The organism is Phenylobacterium sp. SCN 70-31, from assembly GCF_001724605.1.
In the GTDB taxonomy this organism is placed as follows: Bacteria; Pseudomonadota; Alphaproteobacteria; order Caulobacterales; family Caulobacteraceae; genus Phenylobacterium.
In genome coordinates, this window is the sequence record NZ_MEEX01000003.1 from 66,200 (window position 1) to 90,673 (window position 24,474).

Below are 24,474 nucleotides of genomic sequence, written 5' to 3' on the forward strand. Positions count from 1 at the left end.
GTCAATCCGCCCCCAAGTCACCCCCGGGTCACCGCCGACCCGGTGACGGGCCGCCATTCGAACAGCGGTCCTTCAAACGCCTCCGCCCCACGGCCGATGGCGGCGATGGCGGCGACCATCCGGCCGCCCCGGGCGAGCGCGGCGTCCGCCAGGGCCACCATCAGCGGATTGGGCGTGGCGGCCGGCGACAACGACCTCAGGGCCTGGGCCAGCTCGGCCTCCCGCCCCGGCGCCGTGGCCTGACAGGCGACGGCGTAGGCAGCCGCCGTCGAGCGGCTGACGCCAGCGTAGCAGAAGACGGCGAGCGTCGCGGCGTCGCGGCCGAAGGCCAGGATCTCCCCGACCAGCGCCGCGTCCGGCGGCGTGAGCCCGACGCGCGGTTCGGCGATGTCGTTGAACCGGAGTTCCAGGCGCCGTCGAGCACTCTGCGGTCCCGCGCCTTCGGCGGCCGGAGAGCGCAGCACCAGCAGATCGGCCTCCGCCATCGGCGCCCGACCCGCATGGCGTTCCGGCCCGACGATCAGGCGCATGTCGCGACCGCCACGACACCCAGCAGGGCGCAGACCTCGGCCGTCTGTTCCACGGCGCCCAGGACATCGCCGGTATGGCCGCCGAGCCGGCGCCAAGCGACCCCGATCACGACCGCCGCGCCCAGGGCCGCGCCCAGCACCGCCGCCCCCGCCGCGAGGGGACCGAGCATCGCCAGCGGCCAGGCCGCCAACATCAGGGAAAAGGCCAGCTCCCAGGTCCGCACCCCGGCCTGCGCCGGCGTCCAGCGGGTGGGTCGCCCCTCGGGCGCATAGGGCGTAAGCCGCATGGCCGTCACCGCCGCGGCGCGGCCCAGGCCGTGGACGGCGACCAGCGCCCAGAACGCCGCCGCCGGCGCAAGCGCCGCCAGGCCCGCAACCTTCAACCCGACCGCCACGACCAGGGCCAGGACGCCGTAGGTCCCGATTCGGCTGTCCTTCATGATCTCGATCCGGCGGGCGGGCGTGGCGCCTCCGAACAGGCCGTCGGCCGTGTCGGCGAGGCCGTCCTCGTGCAGTGCGCCCGTGACCAGCAGACCGGCCGCCAGCGCGAGGACGGCGGCCACCGCGGGCGGCCACAACTGCGCTGCGCCCACGAAGACGACGCCGGCGATCGCCCCCACCAGTTGGCCCACCAGCGGGAACCAGCGGGCGCTGCGCGTCACCCAGTCGGGCTCGAAGGCGGACAGGCGCGGCGCCGGAAGGCGGGTCAGGAACTGCGCCGCCACGACAAGCAGCACCATTTCCCGACGGAAATTCAAACCTGTCCTCCCAGAACTTCATCCAACTGGGCCACATCGGTCAGCAGGCGCGCGGCGGCGCGCACCAGCGGCAGCGCCAGCAGGGCTCCCGTGCCTTCGCCCAGCCGCAGCGACAGGTCCAGCAACGGTCGCGCCTTCAGCGCCTCCAGCATCCGGGCATGCCCCTTCTCGGCCGAGCGATGGGAGAAGATCAGGTAGTCCTTCGCCGCAGGCTCCAGCCGCACCGCGACCAGGGCGGCGGCCGAGCCGATGAAGCCGTCGACGATCACCGGCCGCCGCACCGCGGCCGCGCCCAGGACCGCGCCGGCCATCATGGCGATCTCGAAGCCCCCGAACTCGGCCAGCACCTCCAGGGGTGCGGTGGCGGGCGTCCGTCGCGCGGCCGCCTCCAGCGCGGCGGCCTTGCGCCTCATCCCCTCCGCGTCATGGCCGGCGCCCGCGCCGATGCAGTCGGCCAGCGGCGCCGGCGCCAGGCGGTGCATCAGCAGCGCGGCCGAGGCGCTGTTGCCGATGCCCATCTCGCCCAGTAGCAGCACCTCGAATCGGCCCTCGGCGAGGTGCTCGCGGGCGATGGCCGCCCCGCGCGCCAGGGCGTCCCTGGCCTCCGGAACGGTCATGGCCGACCCGACCACCGCGTTCGCCGTGCCCCGCCCGACCTTGGCGTCCAGCAGGCCGGGATGCGGCGCGAGGTCGGCCGCCACGCCGGCGTCCACAACCAGCACCTCGGCCCCCACGGCGCGGGCGAAGGCGTTGGCGCTGGCCTTTCCCGCCAGCAGGGTGGCCACCATCGCCCGGGTCACCGAAGCCGGATAGGCCGACACGCCGGCCTCCGCGAGGCCATGATCCCCGGCGCAGAGCAGCAGCAGGGCCTTGTCGGCGCGGACCTCGGCCGAGCCGCGGATCATTGCCAGTCGCAGGGCCAGCGCCTCGATGCGGCCCAGCGCGCCCGGGGGCTTGGCCTTGCCGTCCAGCCGCGCCTGCACGGCGACGGCCAGGGCTGCGTCCGCCGTCGGGACCACCTTCATCCGCCCGCGCTCCCCACCCCTGCCGGCCCGACGCCGCCCAACCCGACACCCGCCAGCGTGGCCAGCCCAGCGATGTCCAGGGCGCCCGCCAGCACCTCGGCGATCTCGTCCAGGGCGGCGTCCACCACGCCGCCGTAGTCGCCGATCCGGCTCTCGGCGCCGAGCATCGCCAGGAACGCGGCGCGGGCCTCGGCCGCGGCGAACAGCCCGTGGACATAGGCGCCCATGATCCGTCCATCGGACGACACGCAGCCCCGATCCGCATCGGCTGGCCCATCGGCGATCTCGAGCCACGGCGCGGCGGCGCCCGTGGTGCGGCCGACGTGCATCTCGTAGCCCTCGAACCGCGCGCCCAGCATCGTCCCATGCACCGGCCGCAGCACCTTGTCGCCGGTCAGCACCGTCTCCACCGGCAGCAGGCCCAGGCCGTTCGCGGCGCCGGGCGGTCCTTCCACGCCCGTGGGGTCGCTCACGCGCCGACCCAGCATCTGGTAGCCGCCGCACACCCCCAGCACGCGACCGCCGCGCCGGACATGGGCGGCGAGATCCACGTCCCAGCCCTGTTCGCGCAGGAACCCCAGGTCGGCCAGCGTCGCCTTGGAGCCCGGCAGGATCACCAGGTCCGCGTCTCCGGGCAACGCACGGCCGGGCGGCACGAACCTGAGGTCCACGTCCGGCTCGGCCCGCAGGGGATCGAAGTCGTCGAAATTGGCGATCCGCGACAGCATCGGGACCGCGATGGTCACGGCTCGCCGCGCCCCGTCCCGGACGTGTTCGAGCACGACCGCGTCCTCGGCGGGCAGGCGCGCGGCGGCTCCGAGCCACGGGACCATGCCGAAGTCCGCCCAGCCCGTGCGCGCGGAGATCTCCGTCCGACCCCCGTCGAAAAGGCGAGGATCACCCCGAAACTTGTTGATCAGAAAGCCTTTCACCCGATTCCGATCCGCCTCGTCCAGCACCACCTGCGCCCCGACCAGGCTGGCGATCACATGGCCGCGGTCGATGTCGCCGACCAGCACGACGGGAACGTCCGCGGCGTGGGCGAAACCCATGTTGGCGATGTCGTTGGCCCTCAGGTTCGTTTCCGCCGGGCTACCGGCGCCCTCCACGATCACCAGGTCCGCCTCGCCCTCCAGCCGGCGGAAACTTTCGACCACGGTGGGCAGCAGGGCGGCCTTGCGGTGCTGATAGCCGGCCGCCTTCCACGTCCCCGCCATCCGCCCCCGCACCACGAGTTGCGCGCCCACGTCCGACTGCGGCTTGAGCAGGACGGGGTTCATGTCGACGGTCGGCGGCGTGCGGCAGGCCAGCGCCTGGAGCGCCTGGGCGCGGCCGATCTCGCCCCCGTCGGCGGTGACCGCGGCGTTGTTGGACATGTTCTGCGGCTTGAAGGGGCGCACCCTGAACCCGCGGTTCGCGAACAGCCGGCAGAGCCCGGCCACCAGCACCGACTTGCCCACGTCCGACCCGCAGCCCTGGAGCATCAGCGCGGCCATGCGAACGCTCCTATCGCCAGCGCGGCCCACAGCAGGCCGCACGCCCGCACATAGACCGAAAGCCCGCGGCGCAGATCCGCGGATGTGGGCGCGCGCCCCTCGCCGAACACCGGCCGGTCGTGGGCCTCGCCGTCGTACGACGCCGGGCCGCCCAGGCGGACCCGAAGCGCGCCGGCCATCGCCGCCTCGGGCCACCCCGCGTTGGGCGAGGCGTGCTTGGGCGCATCCCGCCACATCGCGCGCCAGCCGCCCGCGCCCGCCAGGGCCACCACAGCGCCGGCCAGCCGCGCCGGGATCAGGTTCATGAGATCGTCCGTGCGCGCGGCCGCCCAGCCGAAGTCGCGCCAGCGGGGTTCGCGGTGTCCGATCAGGCTGTCGGCGGTGTTCACCGCCTTGTAGGCGAAGAGGCCCGGCAGGCCGCCCAGGACGAACCAGAAGACCGGCGCGGCCACGCCGTCGTTGAAACTCTCGGCCAGGCTCTCCAGCGCCGCGGCGGCGACGCCGGCCTCGTCCAGGGTCCCGGTGTCCCGGCCCACGATCATGCCGACGGCCCGACGCGCGCCCGGGAGGTCGCCCGCCTCCAGCGGTCGCAACACGGCAAGGACGTGGTCGTACAGGCTGCGCTGCGCCAGGCCGACCGATCCCGCCAGGGCGGCCAGCATCATCCCGACGGGCCAGGATACGAAGCCGACCCCCCATTCCAGGCCCCACCCCAGCGCCGCCGCGCCGCCGCCCACCAGCAGGACGGTGGCCGCGCCCAGAGCCCGCCGCATCGCGCCGGACAGGGCCGGCCGGTTCCAGGCCCGCTCCAGGGTCGAGATCGCCGACCCCGCCCAGACCACCGGATGCGGAAGCCGCCGATGCAGCCGGTCGGGGTATCCCACGGCGGCGTCCAGCCCGGCGGCGGCCAGAACCAGGAGCGGGTCAGCCGGCACGCCGCAGGACCTCGATCAACGGCCCTTCCGCCCCCTGGACGATCACCGCCTCCACGCCATAGGCCGCGCGCAGGACCTCGGGCGCGAGGCAAGACTCCGGCGGCCCGTCGGCGACGATACGGCCCTGCGCCAGCACCACGACGCGGTCGGCGACGCGCGCGGCCAGGGACAGGTCGTGCAGGGTGACGACCACGCCGCTCCCCTGCTCCGCGAGGCCGCGGAACAGGGCCAGCGCATCGAGCGCATGACCAGGGTCCAGCCCGGTGAGCGGCTCATCGGCCAGCAGCCACGCCGGCCGGCCCGCCAGCGCGCGGGCGACGAACACCCGGGCCCGCTCCCCGCCGGACAAGGTCGTCACCACCCGTTCGGCGAAATCGCTCACGCCGGCCGCGCTCATGGCCGCCTCCACCGCCTCGTGGTCCTCGCGGCCGAGCCCCCACGGCCCGGTATAGGCGGTGCGGCCCAGGCCGACGAAGGTCCGCACCGTGACCGCCCAGGCCACTTCCGGCGTCTGAGGCAGGAAGCCCACCCGCCGGGCCCTCTCGCGCGGCTTCATTCCCAGCAGCGGGGCGCCGTCGAGGTCGACCGCGCCGGTGTCCGGCCGCCGCAGGCCGGCCAGAGTCTCGAGCAAGGTCGATTTCCCCGCGCCGTTGGGGCCGACGATGGCGGTGACGGCCCGCGGGGCCAGCGCCAGGCTGACGTCGCGCAGGATCGGCGCGCCGCCCAGGGCGACCTCGAGGTTCCGGGCCTCGATCGGGCGGGCTTGGGCGTCGCTCACGCCAGCCTCCGCCGCATGCCGATAAGGATGGCCAGGAAGAACGGGCCGCCCAGGGCCGTCATCGCGACGCTCAGCTTCACCTCGGTCGCCGCCGGCGTCAGCCGCACCAGGATGTCGGCCGCCAGGACCAGGATCGCCCCGCCCAGGAACGATGGCAGCAGCAGCGCGCCCGGCCGCGCGCCCACGAAGGGCCGCAACAGGTGCGGCGTCACCAGCCCCACGAACCCGATCACGCCGGTGACCGCAACGCTGGAGCCGACCGCCAGCGCCACGCCCACCGCCAGCAGCAGCCGCGCCCGGCCGAGGTCGACTCCCAGCGAGCGCGCGCCGGTCTCGCCCAGGGTCAGCGCATCCAGCGACCGCCCGAGCGTCAGCAGCAGGGCGCATCCCGCCAGCACGCCGGGGGCGGCCAGCCGGACCTCCTCGACGCTGCGGTCGGCCAGCGACCCCATCAGCCAGTTGACGATCTCGTTCACCGACCAGGGATCGGGAGCCAGGTTGAGCGCCAGCGCCACGCCGGCGCCGGCGATCGTCTGCACGATCACTCCCGCCAGGATGAAGGTGACGAGGCTGGAGGTGGCGCCCGCCAGGGCCAGCAGCACCACCACCCCTGCCCCCGCCCCGATCATGGCGGCGGCCGGCAACACCCAGGGCGCCCCGCCCGCCAGACCGAAATAGAGGGTCGCCACCGCCCCGAACGCGGCCATGGCCGAGACGCCCAGCACGCCGGGATCGGCCAGCGCGTTGCGCGTGTAGCCTTGCAAGGCGGCTCCGGAGAGGCCCAGTGCGCCGCCGACCAGGATCGCCAGCAGCGTGCGCGGCGCCCGCAGCCCGAAGACGATCGCCCAGCGCGGATCGTCGGCGGTCGCCGACCAGGCCGACCACGGCACCCACACCCGGCCCGCGCTCAGGCTGGCGAACGCCAGGATCGCAAGCAGGCCCGCCGCCGCGGCGTAGACGCCCCATCTCGGCCAGGGGGTCATGTGGCGCGCGCGCCCAGATCTCGCCGCGCCGCCGCCAGCGCGCCGGCGGCGTCGATCAGCACCGGTCCGCCGCAGTAGAGCAGCTGTTCGGGCAGCCGCGCCTGCCGCATCCGGCCTTCGAGCGAAGCCAGGGCGGGATGGGTCATCACCCGGTCGGCCCAGCTCCGCAGCCCCGGCGACGGCTCGCCCACCAGAAGCACCTGAGGCGGGTCGGCGAGCAGACGTTCCAGCGGCACGTTGCCCCAGGACTTCAGGCCGTAGCGCCGGGCGACGTTTTCGAAGCCCGCCAGCGTCATGAGTTCGTCGGCCAGCGTGCCCGGTCCGGGACTGAAGCCGTTCGGCTGATAGACCAGGGCGGTCATCGGCGGCGTTCCGGGGACAGGCCTCGCGGCGCTCAGCGCCGCCTCGATGCGGGCGACGAGCGCCGCGCCGCGCGCCGAACGCCCCACCAGACCAGCCACCCGCGCCACCTGCTCCAGGCTCTCGGCGATGGTCCTGGGCGTCGAGAACCTCTCCGTCCGCACGCCCAGCCGCTGAAGCGCGTTGCGCGTCGCCGGCGCGGAATGGCGGCTCGCCAGAACCAGATCGGGCCGCAACGCGATCACCTCCTCGGCGCTCTCCCAGGTGAAGGGCAAGGTGCGCGCCAGCGGCGCGATGGTCGAACTGCCCGGATCGCGGGCGTAGTGACTGAGGGCCGCGATCTGGTCCCGGTCCGCGAGATGGACGAGGATCACGTCCAGACAGGCGTTGAGCGACACGACGCGGCGCGGCGCGGCCGGACCCGGAGCTCGCACGGGGTCGGGGATCGCGCCCAAGGCCGCACCAGGGGCGAGCCCCCCCGCAAGACTCCCCGCCAGACCCGCCGCCAGCACCTCGCGCCGCCCCCAGCTCATCGCATCGCCTGCCGCAGCGCGTCGTCGAGCCGGCCCAGATCCTGTTGCGGCGGCAGCCCGAACCGCAGCCAATCCGCCGGGCCCGTGAAGGGGCGCGTCAGAATTCCAGCCCGGCACAGACCATCGAAGACGCGCCTCGCACCGCTCACCGACACCAGTCGGAAGAGGCTGGTTCCGCCCAGTACGGTAAGGCCGCGACGGACGAGCAGATCGTCCAGCGCCTCCGCCTGGAGCCGCAAGCGCGCCTCGGCGTGCGTCCGCCACGTGCGATCGGCGTACGCCCCGCTCCCCATGACGATCGCCTCGGAGCTCACCGGCCACTCGCCCTGGAGGGTTCGCAGCCGTTCCGCGATCCCCGGTGGCGCGATCGCGAAGCCCAGCCGCAGACCCGGCAGGCCGTAGAACTTGCCGAACGACCGCAGGACGACGAGCCGGTCCGAGGCGAGATCGGCCACGCTCAGGCCGGGCTCGGTCTCCACGAAGGACTCGTCCACGATCGTCCAGAGCCGAGCGGCCGTCCGACGGGCGATCAGGTCGGAGAGGGGCTCCCGGCCCAGCGCGCGCCCGTCCGGATTGTTGGGATTGACCAGCGCCAGCACACAGGCGGCCGAGGCGCGCATGTGCTCGGCTCCGATCCGGTGGACGCGCGTCGCGCCCGTCCGCCAGGCCGACTCGTGGCCGGAATAGGTCGGCGAGACGATGTCGACGTCCGCGGCGTGGATCACTCGTGGCAGGAGACGCAGCCCCGCCTCGGCGCCGCCCGTCGCCACCACCCGCGCCGGATCGGCCATGCCGAAGGCGCGCGCCGCGGCGGCCTCCAGCCCGGCCAGTTGGACCGGGTCCGGCAGCCGGGCCAGCAGGTCGGCCGGGGCCCGGGCGCCGGGCCAGGGCTCCGGATTGATCCCCGTGGAGAGGTCGAGCCACGGCGTGGGCGCGTTCGGATACGCCGTCATGGCGGCCGACAACCGGCCCCCGTGCGCGGCGGCGTGCGCGGCGAAGGCGTCCTGAGTTTCGGCCGACCCGGCGACCACGGGCGGGATCGCGGCCGGCGCGGCGGCGACCGCCCCGCGCGCGCCGGCGGGGGTGTCCGTCATCCGATCCGGCGCATGCGGCCGCATGGCCATCGCCCGTCCCTCCGAAGGCCGCCCGCGCGGCCTGCCCGGCCTCGGGACGTGGTTTGCCTGCCGTTGCGCGGGACCTCCCCGTCCACTCGGCACGCCCCGGCCGGGTGAAGAACGACGACGCCGGGCAGGTCTCCTGGCTCGCGGATCGTCGCCGGTGCGCGTCGCCTTCCCGGACCTGGCCGAACGAGGCCGGCAGTCCAGTGACCTTTGACGCGCGGGCTCACCGCCTACAGTTGCGGGGACAGCCGGGGCCTGAGATACCCCGTTCCCTTTTCATCCTCTTTCGAGGAACCTGACGCAGGATCGGGGTTAGAGCGTGCGCTCCGGACAGTCAATTGCGCCCCAGAAGCTGACCTTCGTGCTGGGCGGCGCCCGCTCGGGCAAGAGCGCCTACGCCCAGGCCAGTGCGGAGGCGGCCGGTGCTGAGGCGGCCGGTGCGGTGGCGGCCGCCGCTCCGGCGATGGCGACGCCCGTCATGATCGTCACCGCCCAGGCCTTCGACGCCGAGATGTCCGACCGCATCGCGCGCCACCGGGCGGATCGCGGCGATCGCTGGCGCACCGTGGAAGCGCCCCTCGACCTGGCCGCCGCGGTGGACGCGCTCGCCCCGGGCGATGTCGCGGTGATCGACTGTCTCACCCTCTGGCTCACCAACCTGATCCTTGGCGGGAACGACGTCGTGGCGGCGCGCGACGGCCTGCTCGCCGCGCTGGCGCGCACGCCGGCCCGGCTGTGGGTGGTGAGCAACGAGGTGGGCCTGGGAATCGTGCCCGACAACGCCCTCAGCCGGAGATTCCGCGACGAGGCCGGGCGACTGCACCAGGCGCTCGCCGCCCGGGCCGACGAGGTGGTCCTGCTGGTCGCCGGCTTGCCCCTCACCGTAAAGCCCCGTTCCGAAACCGACCCGATCCCGCCCGCGATCGTCGGGGCCGACAGCGCGCCTTGACCCCCTGGGGTCATGGGCTTAGGCCTTGAGCCGTCGAGGCATGGGAACCGAGAGGTTCCCGGGAATGCGGTGCGGCTCTCCGGGGCCAAGGCCGCAGCTGCCCCCGCAACTGTGATTGCTCGTCAATCGCGCGGCGAACGCCACTGGGTCCGTCCCGGGAAGGCGCCGCGTCGAGAGCAAGAGCCAGGAGACCGGCCTCGACGGATACGAAACCCGGGTGCGGAGGGCGCCTGACGGATCGTCGCGGCGCCGGCTTCCGGCGCGCCGCACGCCGTCATGCATCGTCCGCCCCTCGCTGGAGATGCGCATGGCCAAGATCCCCACCACCGTCGTCACCGGCTTCCTGGGCTCGGGCAAGACCACCCTCGTCCGCAGCCTGCTGGAGAAGGCGAACGGTCGCCGCCTCGCCGTCATCGTCAACGAGTTCGGCGACGTCGGCATCGACGGCGACATCCTGAAGGGCTGCGGGATCGAGGGCTGCGCCGAGGACGACATCGTCGAACTCGCCAACGGCTGCATCTGCTGCACCGTGGCCGACGACTTCCTTCCGACGATGACGAAACTCATCGACCGGCCCGATCCGCCCGAGCACATCATCGTGGAGACCTCGGGGCTGGCCCTGCCCAAGCCGCTGGTGAAGGCCTTCACCTGGCCCGACGTGCGCACGCGCGCCACCGTGGACGGCGTGGTGGCGATGATCGACGCCGACGCGGTGGCCCGGGGCCGTTTCGCCGCCGACGAAGCCGCCGTCGCCGCCGCCCGCGCCGAAGACCCGACGCTCGACCACGAGACCCCGCTGGAGGAGCTTTTCGAGGAGCAGATCGCCTGCGCGGATCTGGTGATCCTCAACAAGATGGACCTCGTGCCCGCCGCCGGTCGCGCCGCCGTCGAGGCGGCTGTGCGCGAGCACCTGCGGCCCGGCGCCAAGGTGATCCACGCCACCCAGGGCGACGTGCCGCCGGCCGCCCTGCTGGGCCTGGGCGTGGCGGCCGAGGACGACCTCGACAGCCGCCCGTCGCATCACGACGGCATGGCGGACGGCCACGACCACGACGACTTCGACAGCTTCGTCGTCGCCGGCCCGGAGACCGGCTCGCCCGAGGCGCTCGCCGCGGCTCTCCTGCCCCTGATCGAGGCGCACGACATCCTGCGGCTGAAGGGCGTGGTGGCGGTGGCCGGCAAGCCTGCGCGCCTCATCGTCCAGGCCGTCGGCCCACGCATCCAGACCTATTTCGACCGCCCCTGGCGCGAGGGCGAAGCCCGGGAATCCAGGCTGGTCGTCATCGGTGAGAAAGGCCTGGACCAGGCCGCCCTGACTCCGGGCCTCCGGGCTTCCCTGGGCTGATGCACCTTCTGGCGATCCAGCCGGGCGCGGTGCTCGACGGGACCGAGGCGGTCGACCTGGGCCAGACGCCCGGCGACATCGTCGTCCTATCGGCCAACGACACCGACCTTGCGGCGCTCGCCGCGGCGGCCGCACGGCGGCCGGCCGGCGCGCCGACGCTCCGGCTCGCCAGCCCGCTGGTCCTGCGCCACCCGCTGTCGGTGGACATCTATGTCGAACAGGTGATCCGCCGGGCCCGGCTGGTGGTCGTGCGCCTGCTGGGCGGCCGGGGCTACTGGCCCTATGGCCTCGACGAAATCGCCGCCGCCTGCCGGTCCGCCGGCGTGGCGTTCGCCGCCCTGCTGGACGATGACGACGACGCGGACTCGCGCGCCCTCTCCATCCTTCCCCCGGCGGCCCGGCGGCGGTTGACGGCGTACCTGCGCGAGGGCGGTCCCGACAACGCCGACAACTTCCTGCGCTATGCCCACGCCCTCGTCGGCGGCCCGGCCGTCTGGTCCGAACCCCGTCCCCTGCTGCGGGCGGGACTCTACTGGCCCGGCCGCGAGGCGCCGGGCCTCGACGATGTGCGGGCCGCCTGGAGACCGGGCGCCCCGGTGGCCGCACTGGTCTTCTACCGCGCCTACCTCGCCGCGGGGGCGACCGGCGCGATCGACGCGGCGGTCGCGACGCTGCTGGACCGCGGGCTCAACCCCCTGCCCGTCTTCGTGGCCAGCCTTAAGGACGCGTTCGCCGCCGATATCCTGGCGCGCACCTTCGCCCAGGCGCCTCCGGACGTGGTGCTGAACACCACCGCCTTCGCCACGGGATCGCCTGCGGACGCCGATGGCGGCGTGCTCGCGGCCTCCGACGCTCCGGTCCTGCAACTCGCCTTCGCCGGCGTCAGTCGGGAGGCCTGGGACGCCGACGGCCGGGGCCTGGGCGCCCGCGACCTGGCCATGAACGTCGCCCTGCCCGAGGTCGACGGCCGTCTCTTCGCCGGCGCGGTCGCCTTCAAGGCCGAGGCCGCATTCGACGCGGACACCCAGTGCGCCATCGTCCGGCATGTGGCCGATCCCGATCAACTCGCGTTCGCCTGCGACCTGGCCGCCGCCTGGACACGCCTGCGCCGCGCGCCGCCCGCGGAGCGGCGGATCGCGTTCGTGCTGGCCAACTATCCGAGCCGCGACAGCCGCATCGGCAACGGCGTAGGCCTGGACACCCCGGCCAGTGTCGCCGACCTGCTGGCGACGTTGCGGGACGAGGGTTACGACGTCCGTGGCGCGCCAGACTCCGGCCGCGCGCTGATGCGGCGCCTGGTCGGCAAGCCTCCCTCGCGACAACCCTCTGCGCAATTGCCCCTGGCCCGGTACGAGGCGTTCCTCGCCGGCCTGCCGGCCGGGATCGTCCAGGCGGTGACCGAGCGCTGGGGTCCGCCCGAGGCCGACCCCGCGTTCGATCCAGACGCCAGGGCCTTCCGGATCGCCGCGCACCGCTTCGGCGGCGTGGTGGTAGGCGTCCAACCCGGCCGCGGCTATGGCCTCGACCCCAAGACGACCTACCACGACGCGACGTTGGTCCCGCCGCACGGCTATCTGGCCTTCTACGCCTGGCTGCGCCACGCCTTCGGCGCGCACGCCGTGGTCCACGCCGGCAAGCACGGCACCCTGGAATGGCTTCCGGGCAAGGCCCTGGCCCTGTCGGACGCCTGCTTCCCCCGGGCGATCCTGGGTCCGACGCCACAGCTCTATCCATTCATCGTCAACGACCCGGGTGAAGGCTCCCAGGCCAAGCGCCGCACCGCCGCGGCGATCGTGGGCCACCTGACCCCGCCCCTGACGCGGGCCGGAAGCTACGGCCCCCTGAAACAGCTCGAAGAACTGGTGGACGAATACTACGCCGCCTCGGGGCTCGATCCCCGCCGACTGGTTCCGCTGCGCCGCGAGATCCTGGCGCTGGCGGCCCGTGAAGGCCTGGACGTCGACTGCGGCCTCGACCCGTCCGACCCGGACGCCGCGCTCTCGGCGCTGGACAACCACCTCTGCGAGTTGAAGGAGCTTCAGATCCGCGACGGCCTGCACGTCTTCGGACGCTCGCCCGAGGGCGGTCAACGGACCGGCCTGCTCGTCGCTCTCCTCCGCGCGCCGCGTCGCCACGGCGAAGGCGGCGACGCCTCGCTCCTGCGCGCGCTGGCCGACGATCTCGCCCTGGGGTTCGATCCCCTCGCCGCCCGCCTCGCCGACCCCTGGACCGGTCCCCGTCCGACCGACCTCGCCCGACTGTCCGACGCCCCCTGGCGCACGGCGGGCGACACCGTGGAACGCCTGGAACGGCTGGCCTGGCGGCTGGTGTCGCGACGTCCCCGGGCCGGCGAAGGTTGGGCCCGGACCCGGGCGGTGCTGGCGGGCCTGGACGGGGAGCTGGGCCCGGCGGTGGACGCCTGCGGCGCGCACGAGCGCGCCGGCCTGCTCGCCGGGCTCGCCGGCCGCTTCGTGCGCCCCGGGCCGTCGGGCGCCCCCACGCGCGGCCGTTCCGACGTCCTGCCCACCGGCCGGAACTTCTTCTCCGTGGACACCCGCGCCGTCCCCACGCCGACGGCCTGGCGGCTGGGCTGGGCCTCGGCCCAGATGCTGATGGAGGACCATCTTCAGCGGACGGGCGACTATCCCCGTGCGATCGCGCTCTCGGCGTGGGGCACCGCCAACATGCGGACGGGCGGCGACGACATCGCCCAGGCGCTGGCCCTCATGGGTGTCCGGCCCGTGTGGGAGACCTCCACCGGCCGCGTGACGGGGTTGGAGGTGCTTCCGCTCGCCGCGCTCGGACGGCCGCGCGTCGATGTGACGGTGCGCATCTCGGGCCTCTTCCGCGACGCCTTCGTGGACCAGGTCGACCTGCTGGCCTCGGCGGCGCGGGCGATCCAGGACCTCGACGAGGACGCGCTCGACAATCCCGCCGCCGCCCGCTGGCGGGACGAAGCGGCCAGCCTGGGCGATGCCGCCCGCGCCCGCGTGTTCGGCGCCGCGCCCGGCGGCTTCGGCACGGGGCTCCAGACCCTCGTCGACGACGGCCTCTGGCGAACCCGCGACGAACTGGCCGAGGCGTACCTCGCCTGGTCGGGCTACGCCTACGGCGCGGGCCAGGCCGGCGCGCCGGCCGGCCCGGCCCTGCGCGCGCGCCTGGCGGCCACGGACGCCGTGGTCCAGAACCAGGACAACCGCGAACACGACCTGCTGGACAGCAACGACTACGCCCAGTTCGAGGGCGGGCTGGCGGTCGCGATCACCGCGCTGCGGGGCGCGGCGCCGGTCGGCTATCACCTCGATCACTCGCGGCCCGAACGGCCCGTCGTCCGCACGCTGGACGAGGAGATCGCCCGCGTGCTGCGCGGCCGCTTCGTCAATCCGAAATGGATCGCCGGCGTCATGCGGCACGACTATCGCGGCGCGGCCGAGATCGCCGCGGGCGTCGACTATCTCTTCGCCTTCGCCGCGACCACCGGAGCCGTGCGGTCGCACCATTTCGATCTGGTTCACCGCGCCTTCGTCGAGGATGACGCGGTGCGCGCCTTCCTGGCCGACGCCAATCCGGGCGCGCTGCGTGACATCGCCCGGCGTTTGCGCGAAGCCATCGACCGCGGGTTCTGGACACCCCGCTCCAACAGCGCCGCCCCGGCGCTCGACTCCCTCATCCCTCCCGAGGCCGCATGACCAAGTCCCGAGACCGCGAGACCGAGGCCGAACGCAACGCCCGGCACAACGCGAAGATGAAGACCCTCCAGGCCGCGCGCTCGCGGATGATGGAGACAAAGACCGTCGAGCGCGGCCTCGTCATCGTCCACACCGGGCCCGGCAAGGGAAAGACCACCGCAGCCCTCGGCATGGCCTGCCGGATGATCGGCCACGGCATGAAGGTGTCGATCATCCAGTTCATCAAGGGCGCGATGGAGACCGGCGAGGCCGCCGTCTTCGCCGCATTCCCCGACCTCGTGGAGTTGCGGCCCATGGGTGAAGGCTTCACCTGGGATACCCAGGATCGCGCCCGCGACATCGAAAAGGCCCGAGCCGCCTGGGAGGCCGCCAAGGCGCGCATCCTCGATCCCGAATGGAAGATGGTGATCCTGGACGAGCTGAACATCGTCCTGCGCTACGAGTATCTGCCGCTGGACGAGGTGCTGGAGACCCTGCGGGCCAAGCCCGCCGACACCCACGTCGTCGTCACCGGCCGCAACGCCAGGCCGGAACTGATCGAGATCGCCGACCTCGTCACCGAGATGACCCAGGTGAAGCATCCCTTCCGCAGCGGCGTGAAGGCCCAGGCCGGGGTGGAGTTCTGATGGCCGCCGAGATCGTCGTCTGCTCCACATGCCGGTTCGCCGAGGACCAGCGGGACGATCCCGCCGGCGTCAGCGGCGGCCAGCGCCTGTTCGAGGCGCTGGAGTCCGCGGCGCGGGATCCCCGATTCGCAACCCTGCGGGTTTCGCGGGTCGAATGCCTCTGGTCCTGCGCCCAGCACTGCAACATCCATCTCCGCGCGCCGGGCAAGTGCAGCTATGTCGCCGGACGCTTCTCGCCCGACGGCCGCGAGGCCGCCGACATCCTGGAGTTCGCCCTCGCCTACGCCGAGAGCGCGGACGGGGTCGTCCCCTATCGCCGGTGGCCCCAGGGCGTGAAGGGCCACTTCATCACCCGTTCGCCGCCGGGCGACTAGCGGGCGCCGCAGCGTCCGGGCTCGACATCCGCGACGGGTTCCAAAGACAAGACATCTGGGGAGAAGAAGACGATGGGGCGTTCGCTGATCGACCAGGCGCTGGACGACACCCGCCACGGCTGGAGCGTCGGGACCTTCGGCGCCATCGGCGAGTTCATGCGCGACACCGACGAAGCCGTGGACGACCGCCGCGCCGGGGCGGCCCGCACGCTGATCACCACCCGCGCCGCGGGTCCCGCTCGACCAGCCCCAGTCCGATCAGCCGTTCGGCGAGCGCCGCGCGAACCGACGCATCGGCCGGATCACCGGCTGGCGCCATCCGGAAGGCCGCGCCGGCCGCCAGGGCTGTAGCGGAATCGCCTCGCTCGACCACCGAAACCCGGGAGGTGGCGCAACCCGACAGCGCCGCCGCCGCCAGAACCCCAGCCGCCGCACGGCGGCGCGCACGCGTCGCGATCATTGCCAGCCCTCCCCCTTGCCTCCCCGACCTTATCCGGAGACGGCCAAACGACCACCCACCTCGACAAGTGACGGGAGACGGCGCGCCGATCAAGCCGCCGCAGGGCGCCCCGCCGGCGCCGCCCACACCACGCCGCAGCAGGCCCTGCGCCGCCAAGGGTTTGCCATTGTTTACATTTTCGGACCGTCAGCACCCTGGCGCAGCGGCCGTCGAGCAATATCGTCGTGGGATCGCGGCCACGAGATCCGGGCGTCACCTTGCAGACCGATAGCTTCACGACCGACCTGATCCGGCTGATCCCGGAGATGCGCCGACGGGCGATGTTCCTGACGCGCCACGCCGACCATGCGGACGACCTGCTCCAGGGCGCCCTGCTGCGGGCGCTGCGCAATCGCGACCGTTTCGAGCCGGGTTCGAACCTGCGGGCGTGGTTCAGCGTCATCCTGCGGCACGAGATGACCGACCGTTGGCGATCCACCCGGCGCGAGGTGGCCTACGACCAGGATCGCGACATCCGCTTCGTGGAGCCTGAGCAGGAGAATCAGGCCCGGCTGAGCGACTTGCATCTGGCCCTGCAGGCCCTGGCGCCCGAGAAGCGGCAGGCCCTGCTCGCCATCGCGGTGGCGGGCCTGGCCTACGAAGAGGCGGCCGATCGCATCGGCTGTTCGTCCGGAACGCTGAAGAGCCGGGTGTCACGGGCGCGCCGGGAACTGCAGGACATGCTGGAGACGGGGCGGCTTTCCAAGTCGGCGAGGCGGCCGAGACACGCCGCCACGTCGATCGAGCGCGCCGCCGGGATCGTCGCGGAAGGACGCCGCCGCGACATGGCCGCCGCCTGACTCCACACCCCTGCCGGGTGTTTCAATTGTTTACGCTTTCGATCCCATACTCGAAGCGGTGCAATGTTAGGATGCGCCTGCGCGCGCTGTCGCGCATGGTCGGAGCCGATCGATGCGGATCGCCATTCTCGAAGACGACGACGTCCAGGCCGCCGCCGTGAACCAACTCCTGGCGGGCGCCGGCCATGCCTGCCAGCCGTTCATGACCGGACGCGCGCTGGTCGCGGCCCTGCGGCGCGACACCTTCGACCTGCTCGTGCTGGACTGGAACGTCCCCGACATGAGCGGCGTCGAGATCATCGGCTGGACACGCCGCAACATGCCGGCCCCGCCGCCCGTCCTGCTCCTCACCAGCCGCGCCGACGAAGGCGACGTAGTGACTGCGCTGAACGCCGGAGCCGACGACTATGTCACCAAGCCCGCCCAGCCCAGCGTCCTTCTGGCCCGGGTCGCCGCGCTGCTCCGCCGGGCCTATCCCGACCGCGGCGGTGGCGTGGAGACCTTCGGCGCCTATCGCTTCAACCTCGCCGCGCAGGTCGTGACCATCGACGACGAGCCGATCGCCCTGACCGCCAAGGAATTCGGCCTGGCGCTGCAGCTGTTCCGCAACACCCACCGGGCCCTCTCGCGGACCCACCTCCTCGAAGCCGTATGGGGCCGCAATCCCGACCTTCCGTCGCGGACGCTGGACATGCATGTCTCGCGGGTGCGCTCCAAGCTGCGGCTGCGTCCTGAGAACGGCTTCCGCCTGACGCCGGTCTACAGCTACGGATACCGCCTCGAGCGCCTGGACGGAGACGGCGACACCCTCGCCGAAGCGTCGTGATCGTTCGGACGGCCTTCGCGGGCCTCGTCCTCGCGGTCGCGCTGGCGACCTCCGCGCAAGCCCGGCAGGAGCCGGTGCTGATCTATGTGGTCGAGCGCGGCGACACCCTCTACGACCTGGGACAGCGCGGGCTGACGCGGCCCGCCGACCATCGTGTCGTCCAGCGGCTGAACCGGATCGCCGATCCGCGCCGGCTCCGGCCCGGCTCGCGGCTCCGGATCCCCGAGCGCCTGCTGCGGACCGAGGCGATCGAAGCGCGCCTGGGCGCCTTCAAGGGCGAGGTGTCGCTCACGTCGGGCGACCGGACGGTCCCGGCCGCCAAAGGGCTCGCCGTGCGCGAGGGTGACGGCCTCGCCACCGGGGCCAACGCCTTCGGCCGGCTCGACTTGCCAGACGGCTCGCGGGTCACGCTCCCGTCGCAGAGCCGCGTCCGGATCGTACGCCTGCGCCGCACCCTGCTGACCGGGGGCGTCCAGCGGGAGTTCCTGGTCGAGGCGGGCGGCGGCGCCTCCCTGGTCCGTCCCCTGCGCGGCCCCCACGACAGCTACATCGTCCGCACGCCGATGTCGGTGTCGGCCGTGCGCGGGACCGAGTTCCGCGTCCGGTTCTCGGACGACGGCCGGCGCGCCGCCACCGAGGTTCTGGAAGGCTCCGTCGAGGTGTCGACAGGCGGCGACGTCGAAACGGTCGCGCCGGCCTTCGCCCGCGTCTCGACCGTGGATGGCCCCGCCCTGACGGCCCCGCTGCCGCCGCCCCCGGCTCTACGCCGCTCCGACGGCCTTCAGGACCAGCCCGTCCTCTCGTTCGACGTGGAGCCCGCCGCGAACGTCCGGGGTTATCGCGCCCAGATCGCGTCCGACGCCGGTTTCGTCGATGTCCTGGCGGACGCCGAGGCGACCCAGCCTCGCCTCACCTTCGACGCGGTGGCCGATGGGGTCTATTTCGTCCGCGCCACGGTCGTGGACGCGCAGGGCCTCGAGGGCATGCCCGTCGTCCAGGCCTTCGAGCGGCGCCTCAACACCCTGACGCCCCGCGCGCCCACTCAGGAGCGAGGCGACGGCTTGAGACGCTTCCTGTTCCGATGGGACGTCGAGGGCGACGGCGAGCGCAGCTACCGGTTCCAGATCCGGCGCGAGGGCCAGGACGCCCTGCCCCTGATCGACCAGGCGGGGTTGACCGAAACCAGCATCGCCCTCACGGACCTCCCGCCGGGAACCTACGTCTGGCGAGTGATGTCGAGGACGTTCGTGCGGGGGCGCTATGTCGAGAAATGGTCCGCCGAGCAGCGGTTCGAGACCGCGCTCTGACGCGCCCGCACCGGTGCGGCCACCGCAAGCCCAGCGCCGCCGGATCCTCGCCGAGTGGGTGGCGGTGGCGGCGCTCTCCAGCATCGTCCTGCTCCTAGCCGTCCTCGGCGGCGCGGCGACCCGGCTGGACAACCTGTTCTACGACGCCATGACGCGCCTGTCGGCGCGACCGCCCAGCGCCGATATCGTCGTGGTCGCCATCGACAACCGTAGCATCGCCGAGATCGGGCGATGGCCGTGGCCGCGATCCGAGCACGCAACCCTCCTCCGCCGACTGGCCGAGGCGAAGCCGCGCGCGGTGGCCTACGACGTGCTCCTGGTCGATCCGGACCGCGACCCGGCCGTCGACGCCGACCTGGCCGCCGCCGTCGCGCTGACGCCCACGCTGTTGCCGGCCAGCTTCGACGTGCCCGGCCGCGACGGCGCGCCCTACGAGATCGCACTCCCGGTGAGACCGCTGCGCGCCGCCGCCGCCGGCGTGGGCCATGTGAACGTCGCCTTCGACGCCGACGGCGTGGTCCGGCGCGCATTCCTGAGCCAGCACGCGGGCGATCAGGAATGGCCCCACCTGATGGAACTCATGGCGCGCCAGACCGGCGGCGGGCCATCGCCGACCTGGCGCGCCGCGCGACCACCCGCCGCCGCCCCGGACACCCCGCCCGGCATCGTGCGCACGCGGCCCGTGATGGTCGCCTACGGCGCCCGGCCCGGCGATATCCGCACGGTGTCGTTCGTCGACCTGATGCGGGGCGAGACGCCCGCCGAGGTCCTGCGCGACCGGCTCGTGCTCGTGGGCGCGACGGCGGACGGCCTGGGCGACCGCTACGCCACCCCCCTGTCCGGCGGCGAGGAGGTGATGCCGGGCGTGGAGATGCAAGCCAACCTGCTGGACACCCTTCTATCCGGGCGGGCCGTACGGCCGCTGGACCGGACGCCCCTGGCGCTTTTCGCGCTCGCGCCGCTCTGGGTCGTACTGGCGGGGTTCCTGGTCCTGCGCCCACGGGCCAACCTGGCGCTGGGCCTGGCGGTCGCCGCCGTGGTCCTGATCGGATCGGGGCTTCTGCTCGTCTTCGGCCGGATCTGGGCGCCGCCGGCCGCGACGCTGGTCGCGCTGGCCCTGGTGCTTCCCCTGTGGAGTTGGCGTCGTCTGGAGGCCAGCAGCGCCTTCATGACCACCGAACTGCGGCGCTTCGCGGCCGAACCCGACGTCCTGCCGACCGGCGCCGCGACAGCCCGCCCCGCCGGCGAGGTCATCGCCCAGCAGATGGACCTGATGGAGGCCGCCCTCGAACAGGCGCGGGACCTGCGCCGCTTCCTGCACGATGTGATCCAGGGGCTGCCCGACGCGACCGTCGTGCTGGCGGCCGACGGAAAGGTGCTGGTGGCCAACCGCGCCGCCGAGAACCTGTTCGCCGCCATCGCCGGACGGGCGCCCGTCGGCGAAACCCTGGATCATCTGGCCGCCGCGCTGACTCCGCAGCCCGCCGCGGACGGAGAGGTCGAAACCGAAGCCACCGCGCCGGACGGCCGCACGTTCGTCGTGCGGCGGACGCCGCTGCTGACGGCGCGCGGCGGCCGGGCCGGCGAGATCGTCCGCTATGCCGACGTCACCAGCCTGAAGGCGGCCGGGCGCCAGCGCGAGGACATCCTGCAACTGCTGACCCACGACATGCGCTCGCCCCAGGTTTCGATCCTGGCGCTTCTGGACAACCACCCTGTGGCGCCCGACCTCTCCACGCGCCTGCGCGGCTACGCTCGCCGCACGCTCGACCTGGCCGACGACTTCGTCCACCTGTCGCGCGCCGAGACCGCCAGTCTGACGACCGAGCCGGTGGACATGGTGGAGGTGGCGCTCGACGCGCTGGACGACCTCTGGCCGCAGTCCCAGGCCAAGTCCCTGATGGTGAACGGGCCCGACGCGGACACGCCATTGCTGGTGGCGGGCGACCGCGGCCTGCTGACGCGAACCCTGATCAACCTGCTGGACAATGCGATCAAGTACACCGAGCCCGGCGGGCGCATCACCTGCGACGTGCGGCTGGATGAGAGCCGGTCGCCGCCACGGGTCGTCTGCACCATCGCCGACACCGGGCGCGGGATGCCGCCGGAAGAGGCGGCCCAGGTGTTCGAGCGCTTCCGCCGCGCACGCGGCGAAGCCAACCGCGGCGTGTCGGGCGCGGGGCTGGGCCTGGCGTTCGTCCAGACGGTCGTCCAACGGCACGGCGGCGCGATCACCTGCGAGAGCCGCCCGGGCGAGGGTACGCGGTTCGAGATCGTCCTCCCCAGGCTCGACCAGCCGGACGAACCAGAGCCGGAATCAGATAGCTTGGCCGCCCTCGGCTGAAGCCATGGCGTCCGACGCGGCCACGAGGCTGCACCAGACCCGATAGCGGCCATCGGCGCCGTCGTAGGTCAATGTCAGGGTGCGCGACGTCTCATCGGGCCGAAGCGGCTCGACGGTCAACGACCGGACGCGTTCGTCCGCGATCCGATCGACGCAGGTCCGCGCGCCGACGATCTCCGTGGCGTCGGGGTCGGCGGCGTAGAGCACTGCCGGACGGGCGTCGCCCGGGCAGGCGTGCAACAGCCGGCCTGCGCCCGCGAACCGCCGCGTTTCGCCCACTTCGAAATTCTTGGCCACGACGAACGCCGGAAAGCGGTGAAGCCGCCCGGCCTCGTCCACCGCAGCCCCGCCGATGGCGAAGACGGGTGCGCCGCCCTTCCCGGTCTCGCCCATGACCTCATCGACGCGCTGGATGGCGTTCAGGAACAGGCCGACTCCTGCCTGCGGCGCGCTCGGTCTCACGACGGACACGCGCGGCGACGGCGTAGCACGGCGCCGACCGCCCCGAAGCCCGCGATCATCATGGCCCAGGTGGACGGCTCGGGAACCGCGCCGGGCGTCAGCGGCGGGAACGGCGCCGTCGGCAGAGGAGGCCGGGAGGGGCCCGTCGTCGGCGGCCTCAGGATGTCGATGTCGAACGGATCGTCCTCCAGCCAGGGGCCGATCTCGACTGGAGCGGGCCCTACGGCCGGGCCATCCGCCGCGGGAAGGCCGTCCATGGCCGGCGGTGCGCCGAGGTCGGCGTGGCAGACCGTCAGCGCCACCAGGGCGAACGAGCGCGGCGTCGCGAGTTCCTGGGCCGCCACGGCCATGGGGACCGGCGCCACGACCGGGCGCAGACCCGGCGCCGCAGCAGCGGCTCCCCCGGCTCCGCCAGCGGCGACAGCCTTCGGCTTGGCGCGCACGGCCTTGCGCCGGGGCGGCGAAGGGCGGCGGACTTCGGCGGCCGCCTCGGGCGCCGTCGCGACCCGCGACTCCTCGATCTGCGCCGCCGGGCGCGCGACGGTCCGCTTGGGAGCCGGCTTGGGGGCAGCCCGCCGGACAGGCGCGGCCTTGCGGACGGCGGCAGGCGCGGCGACCGGCGCCGCAACCGGGATCGCGCTGGCGCGGAGCATCGCGGCGCGCGGCGCCGCGCCCGCAGGCGCCGCGGCGGGCGACGACATCAGCACCTTGCCCATCTGCGTGACGCACTGGGCCTGGGCCGCGCCGGGCGCGGCGATCAGCAGTGCGGCCGCGACAGGGCCGGCGAACGACGATGAAACGAGGCGGTGGAAGGACGTCTGCGACATGCGTGTCTCGAAGCAGGCCCCTGAAGCCTGGCCGCAGTTCGTCGGCGCGCCGCGAAACCTCGCGGCGCCGTCGCGCAGCCGTTCAGGGATGGGTTGAGCGCTGTCCGACGGGGGCCTTGGCCAACCTCGTCAGATCAGGCTTGAAGCGGTCACCTCACGACCTCTGCCCGCCAAGATCAGAAGCCTGGGAAACCCGACAGGAAATTTGCTCCAGTCCAGAGTTGTACTGGACGTTTCAATATCGCATCCGAAAGAAAAGGTGTGTAAATACTGTAGTGACCCATGTATCGAAATGTAAAATCTAAAACTCGCCCGAAAAGGCGGATGGCCGCCGTCAGCTGACGCGCAAGCGCGCTCGCGACAGATGCGTCGACCCCAAGATGCGCGACGCGATCCTCCCGCGCCCGCCTCGAGACCGACGTATTCCGGCTCCGGTTCGTCGCCCTCGGCTGAAACCGGCCACGCTTGACCTGCCGGGCCAGGCAGCCCGGCAAGACTGTGCGCCTCGGGTCAGATCACGCCGAACGCCCGCATGGCCTCGGCGACCCGGACGAAGCCGGCGATGTTCGCTCCCAGGACATAGTCGCCGGGTGCGCCGTACTCCTCCGCCGTTTGGGCGCAACGGTCGTGGATGCCGCGCATGATGGCGGCCAGGCGCTCCTCGGTCTTCTCGAAGGACCAGCTGTCGCGCGACGCATTCTGCTGCATCTCCAGCGCGGACGTCGCGACGCCCCCGGCATTGGCGGCCTTGCCCGGCGCGAAGAGCACGTTCGCCGCCTGGAAGGTCCGGACGGCCTCGGGCGTACACGGCATGTTGGCGCCCTCGCCGACGGCGACCACGCCGTTCTCCACCAGCAAGCGGGCGTCCTTGCCGGTCAGTTCGTTCTGTGTCGCCGACGGCATGGCGATCGCGCAGGGCACGCTCCAGACGGTTCCCCCCTCGACGTACCGGGCCCCCCTGCCCTTCGCCTCGGCATAGTCCGAGATCCGCCCTCTGCGGACTTCCTTGATCTCCTTCAGGAGTTTCAGATCCAGGCCGCCTTCGTCCAGCACGTAGCCGTTCGAGTCCGAGCAGGCCACGACCACCCCGCCGAGCTGCTGCAATTTCTCGATCGTATAGATCGCAACGTTGCCCGACCCCGAGACGATCGCGCGTCGGCCATCGATCTGTTCGCCGCGGGCGGCCAGCATGCTTTCGACAAAATAGACCGCGCCATAGCCGGTCGCCTCGCGACGGGCCTGGGAACCTCCGTAGACCAGCCCCTTCCCCGTCAGCACGCCGGCCTCGTAGCGGTTCGTCAGTCGCTTGTACTGGCCGAACATGAAGCCGATCTCACGTCCGCCCACGCCGATGTCGCCGGCGGGAACGTCCGTGTACTCCCCCAGGTGCCGATGCAGCTCGGTCATGAAGGACTGGCAGAAGCGCATGATCTCGCCGTCGGAACGGCCGCGGGGATTGAAGTCCGAACCCCCCTTGCCGCCGCCGATCGGCATCCCGGTGAGCGCGTTCTTGAAGGTCTGCTCGAAGCCCAGGAACTTGATGATCCCGAGATTGACGGATGGATGGAAGCGGACGCCGCCCTTGTAAGGACCGAGAGCCGAGTTGAACTGCACGCGAAAGCCGCGATTGATCTGCACCCGGTTCTGATCGTCGACCCAGGGCACGCGGAAGATGACCTGCCGCTCGGGCTCGCAGAGACGCTCGATCAACGCGTCGTCGGCGTAGTCGGGATGCTTTGCGACCACGCGGCCGAGGCTTTCCAGCACTTCGCGGGCCGCCTGGTGAAACTCCTCTTCGCCGGCATTGCGGCTCAGAACCTCGGCCAGGATCGGCTCCAGTTTTTCGTCGATCTTCGTCAAGTCGCCCCCGATTTGAGCATTCGCGATCAAAAAGGCGGCACTTCTAC

The 24,474-nt window shown here is 72.8% G+C and carries 22 protein-coding genes and 2 riboswitches; of the genes, 9 read left to right on the forward strand and 13 right to left on the reverse strand.

Features of this window, described 5'->3' with window-relative positions; genetic code table 11:
- Positions 1-17: 17 nt before the first annotated feature.
- From ABS78_RS01555 to cobD, 9 genes are read right to left on the reverse strand one after another with little or no spacing between them, the layout of a single operon-like run.
- Positions 18-530: a protein tyrosine phosphatase gene (locus tag ABS78_RS01555; protein WP_293374192.1), complete on the reverse strand. Its 513-nt coding sequence runs from the start codon at positions 528-530 to the stop codon at positions 18-20.
- Entirely contained in the window at positions 521-1,288 is a 768-nt protein-coding gene (gene cobS, locus ABS78_RS01560; RefSeq protein ID WP_293374194.1) for an adenosylcobinamide-GDP ribazoletransferase, read from the reverse strand. Before cobS ends, ABS78_RS01555 begins: the two co-directional genes overlap by 10 nt.
- Entirely contained in the window at positions 1,285-2,313 is a 1,029-nt protein-coding gene (gene cobT, locus ABS78_RS01565; protein WP_293374195.1) for a nicotinate-nucleotide--dimethylbenzimidazole phosphoribosyltransferase, read from the reverse strand. The genes cobS and cobT overlap by 4 nt, the downstream gene beginning before the upstream one ends.
- The gene (locus tag ABS78_RS01570; protein ID WP_293374197.1) at positions 2,310-3,809 is read right to left on the reverse strand and encodes a cobyric acid synthase; all 1,500 of its coding nucleotides are present in this window, start codon (positions 3,807-3,809) and stop codon (positions 2,310-2,312) included. Before ABS78_RS01570 ends, cobT begins: the two co-directional genes overlap by 4 nt.
- The gene (gene cbiB, locus ABS78_RS01575) at positions 3,797-4,744 is read right to left on the reverse strand and encodes an adenosylcobinamide-phosphate synthase CbiB (RefSeq protein ID WP_293374199.1); all 948 of its coding nucleotides are present in this window, start codon (positions 4,742-4,744) and stop codon (positions 3,797-3,799) included. Before cbiB ends, ABS78_RS01570 begins: the two co-directional genes overlap by 13 nt.
- Positions 4,734-5,522 carry an ABC transporter ATP-binding protein gene (locus tag ABS78_RS01580; protein WP_293374201.1) on the reverse strand — a complete coding sequence of 263 codons (789 nt, stop codon included), beginning with the start codon at positions 5,520-5,522 and terminating at the stop codon, positions 4,734-4,736. Before ABS78_RS01580 ends, cbiB begins: the two co-directional genes overlap by 11 nt.
- Positions 5,519-6,505, reverse strand: coding sequence for an iron ABC transporter permease (locus ABS78_RS01585; RefSeq protein ID WP_293374203.1), 987 nt, complete (start codon positions 6,503-6,505; stop codon positions 5,519-5,521). The genes ABS78_RS01580 and ABS78_RS01585 overlap by 4 nt, the downstream gene beginning before the upstream one ends.
- Positions 6,502-7,398 (reverse strand): ABC transporter substrate-binding protein, encoded by an 897-nt coding sequence (locus ABS78_RS01590; RefSeq protein WP_293374205.1) that lies wholly within the window; start codon positions 7,396-7,398, stop codon positions 6,502-6,504. The genes ABS78_RS01585 and ABS78_RS01590 overlap by 4 nt, the downstream gene beginning before the upstream one ends.
- Complete coding sequence (cobD, locus tag ABS78_RS01595; RefSeq protein ID WP_293374207.1) at positions 7,395-8,522, reverse strand: threonine-phosphate decarboxylase CobD; 1,128 nt, start codon at positions 8,520-8,522, stop codon at positions 7,395-7,397. The genes ABS78_RS01590 and cobD overlap by 4 nt, the downstream gene beginning before the upstream one ends.
- Before the next feature lie 105 nt (positions 8,523-8,627).
- A riboswitch (cobalamin riboswitch) is annotated at positions 8,628-8,833 on the reverse strand.
- A gap of 5 nt (positions 8,834-8,838) precedes the next feature.
- Between cobD and cobU the strand changes: the two genes are divergently transcribed.
- The 5 genes from cobU to ABS78_RS01620 all read left to right on the forward strand — a co-directional run bounded on the left by cobU (position 8,839) and on the right by ABS78_RS01620 (position 15,502).
- Complete coding sequence (gene cobU, locus ABS78_RS01600; protein ID WP_293374209.1) at positions 8,839-9,468, forward strand: bifunctional adenosylcobinamide kinase/adenosylcobinamide-phosphate guanylyltransferase; 630 nt, start codon at positions 8,839-8,841, stop codon at positions 9,466-9,468.
- Between the two features lie 19 nt (positions 9,469-9,487).
- Positions 9,488-9,683: riboswitch (cobalamin riboswitch) on the forward strand.
- Positions 9,684-9,775: 92 nt separating this feature from the next.
- A complete protein-coding gene (cobW, locus tag ABS78_RS01605) occupies positions 9,776-10,813 on the forward strand; it encodes a cobalamin biosynthesis protein CobW (protein WP_293374211.1) in 1,038 nt (345 codons plus the stop codon).
- Entirely contained in the window at positions 10,813-14,502 is a 3,690-nt protein-coding gene (gene cobN / locus ABS78_RS01610; RefSeq protein WP_293374213.1) for a cobaltochelatase subunit CobN, read from the forward strand. Before cobW ends, cobN begins: the two co-directional genes overlap by 1 nt.
- Positions 14,499-15,128 carry a cob(I)yrinic acid a,c-diamide adenosyltransferase gene (gene cobO / locus ABS78_RS01615; RefSeq protein ID WP_293374215.1) on the forward strand — a complete coding sequence of 210 codons (630 nt, stop codon included), beginning with the start codon at positions 14,499-14,501 and terminating at the stop codon, positions 15,126-15,128. The genes cobN and cobO overlap by 4 nt, the downstream gene beginning before the upstream one ends.
- A complete protein-coding gene (locus tag ABS78_RS01620) occupies positions 15,128-15,502 on the forward strand; it encodes a DUF1636 domain-containing protein (RefSeq protein WP_293374217.1) in 375 nt (124 codons plus the stop codon). Before cobO ends, ABS78_RS01620 begins: the two co-directional genes overlap by 1 nt.
- Before the next feature lie 214 nt (positions 15,503-15,716).
- On the opposite strand, the gene ABS78_RS01625 is transcribed toward ABS78_RS01620, so the two are convergent.
- Positions 15,717-15,962 carry a hypothetical protein gene (locus tag ABS78_RS01625; RefSeq protein WP_293374219.1) on the reverse strand — a complete coding sequence of 82 codons (246 nt, stop codon included), beginning with the start codon at positions 15,960-15,962 and terminating at the stop codon, positions 15,717-15,719.
- Positions 15,963-16,219: 257 nt separating this feature from the next.
- Between ABS78_RS01625 and ABS78_RS01630 the strand changes: the two genes are divergently transcribed.
- The 4 genes from ABS78_RS01630 to ABS78_RS01645 all read left to right on the forward strand — a co-directional run bounded on the left by ABS78_RS01630 (position 16,220) and on the right by ABS78_RS01645 (position 21,278).
- Positions 16,220-16,801, forward strand: a complete 582-nt coding sequence (locus ABS78_RS01630; protein ID WP_293374221.1) for a sigma-70 family RNA polymerase sigma factor — start codon at positions 16,220-16,222, stop codon at positions 16,799-16,801.
- A gap of 112 nt (positions 16,802-16,913) precedes the next feature.
- On the forward strand, positions 16,914-17,627 hold the full coding sequence (locus tag ABS78_RS01635) for a response regulator transcription factor (protein WP_293374223.1): 714 nt from the start codon (positions 16,914-16,916) through the stop codon (positions 17,625-17,627).
- Complete coding sequence (locus tag ABS78_RS01640; protein WP_293374225.1) at positions 17,624-18,934, forward strand: FecR domain-containing protein; 1,311 nt, start codon at positions 17,624-17,626, stop codon at positions 18,932-18,934. The genes ABS78_RS01635 and ABS78_RS01640 overlap by 4 nt, the downstream gene beginning before the upstream one ends.
- Positions 18,935-18,947: 13 nt before the next feature.
- A complete protein-coding gene (locus ABS78_RS01645; protein ID WP_293374227.1) occupies positions 18,948-21,278 on the forward strand; it encodes a CHASE2 domain-containing protein in 2,331 nt (776 codons plus the stop codon).
- On the opposite strand, the gene ABS78_RS01650 is transcribed toward ABS78_RS01645, so the two are convergent.
- From ABS78_RS01650 to gdhA, 3 genes are all read right to left on the reverse strand, one after another.
- On the reverse strand, positions 21,252-21,740 hold the full coding sequence (locus ABS78_RS01650; RefSeq protein WP_293374229.1) for a hypothetical protein: 489 nt from the start codon (positions 21,738-21,740) through the stop codon (positions 21,252-21,254). The two genes, ABS78_RS01645 and ABS78_RS01650, sit on opposite strands and share 27 nt — an antisense overlap.
- Positions 21,737-22,567 (reverse strand): PEPxxWA-CTERM sorting domain-containing protein, encoded by an 831-nt coding sequence (locus ABS78_RS01655; protein WP_293374231.1) that lies wholly within the window; start codon positions 22,565-22,567, stop codon positions 21,737-21,739. Before ABS78_RS01655 ends, ABS78_RS01650 begins: the two co-directional genes overlap by 4 nt.
- A gap of 510 nt (positions 22,568-23,077) precedes the next feature.
- Positions 23,078-24,427, reverse strand: coding sequence for an NADP-specific glutamate dehydrogenase (gene gdhA, locus ABS78_RS01660; protein WP_363082467.1), 1,350 nt, complete (start codon positions 24,425-24,427; stop codon positions 23,078-23,080).
- Positions 24,428-24,474: the final 47 nt, after the last annotated feature.

Bases quoted from the DNA above. Each gene is read 5' to 3' on its own strand.
- cobO (WP_293374215.1), top strand. From the start codon at position 14,499: ATGACCAAGTCCCGAGACCGCGAGACCGAGGCCGAACGCAACGCCCGG.
- ABS78_RS01625 (WP_293374219.1), bottom strand. From the start codon at position 15,962: ATGATCGCGACGCGTGCGCGCCGCCGTGCGGCGGCTGGGGTTCTGGCG.
- ABS78_RS01585 (WP_293374203.1), bottom strand. From the start codon at position 6,505: ATGACCCCCTGGCCGAGATGGGGCGTCTACGCCGCGGCGGCGGGCCTG.
- ABS78_RS01635 (WP_293374223.1), top strand. From the start codon at position 16,914: ATGCGGATCGCCATTCTCGAAGACGACGACGTCCAGGCCGCCGCCGTG.
- cobW (WP_293374211.1), top strand. From the start codon at position 9,776: ATGGCCAAGATCCCCACCACCGTCGTCACCGGCTTCCTGGGCTCGGGC.
- ABS78_RS01590 (WP_293374205.1), bottom strand. From the start codon at position 7,398: ATGAGCTGGGGGCGGCGCGAGGTGCTGGCGGCGGGTCTGGCGGGGAGT.
- ABS78_RS01620 (WP_293374217.1), top strand. From the start codon at position 15,128: ATGGCCGCCGAGATCGTCGTCTGCTCCACATGCCGGTTCGCCGAGGAC.
- ABS78_RS01555 (WP_293374192.1), bottom strand. From the start codon at position 530: ATGCGCCTGATCGTCGGGCCGGAACGCCATGCGGGTCGGGCGCCGATG.
- cobT (WP_293374195.1), bottom strand. From the start codon at position 2,313: ATGAAGGTGGTCCCGACGGCGGACGCAGCCCTGGCCGTCGCCGTGCAG.
- ABS78_RS01655 (WP_293374231.1), bottom strand. From the start codon at position 22,567: ATGTCGCAGACGTCCTTCCACCGCCTCGTTTCATCGTCGTTCGCCGGC.
- cobD (WP_293374207.1), bottom strand. From the start codon at position 8,522: ATGGCCATGCGGCCGCATGCGCCGGATCGGATGACGGACACCCCCGCC.
- cobN (WP_293374213.1), top strand. From the start codon at position 10,813: ATGCACCTTCTGGCGATCCAGCCGGGCGCGGTGCTCGACGGGACCGAG.
- ABS78_RS01570 (WP_293374197.1), bottom strand. From the start codon at position 3,809: ATGGCCGCGCTGATGCTCCAGGGCTGCGGGTCGGACGTGGGCAAGTCG.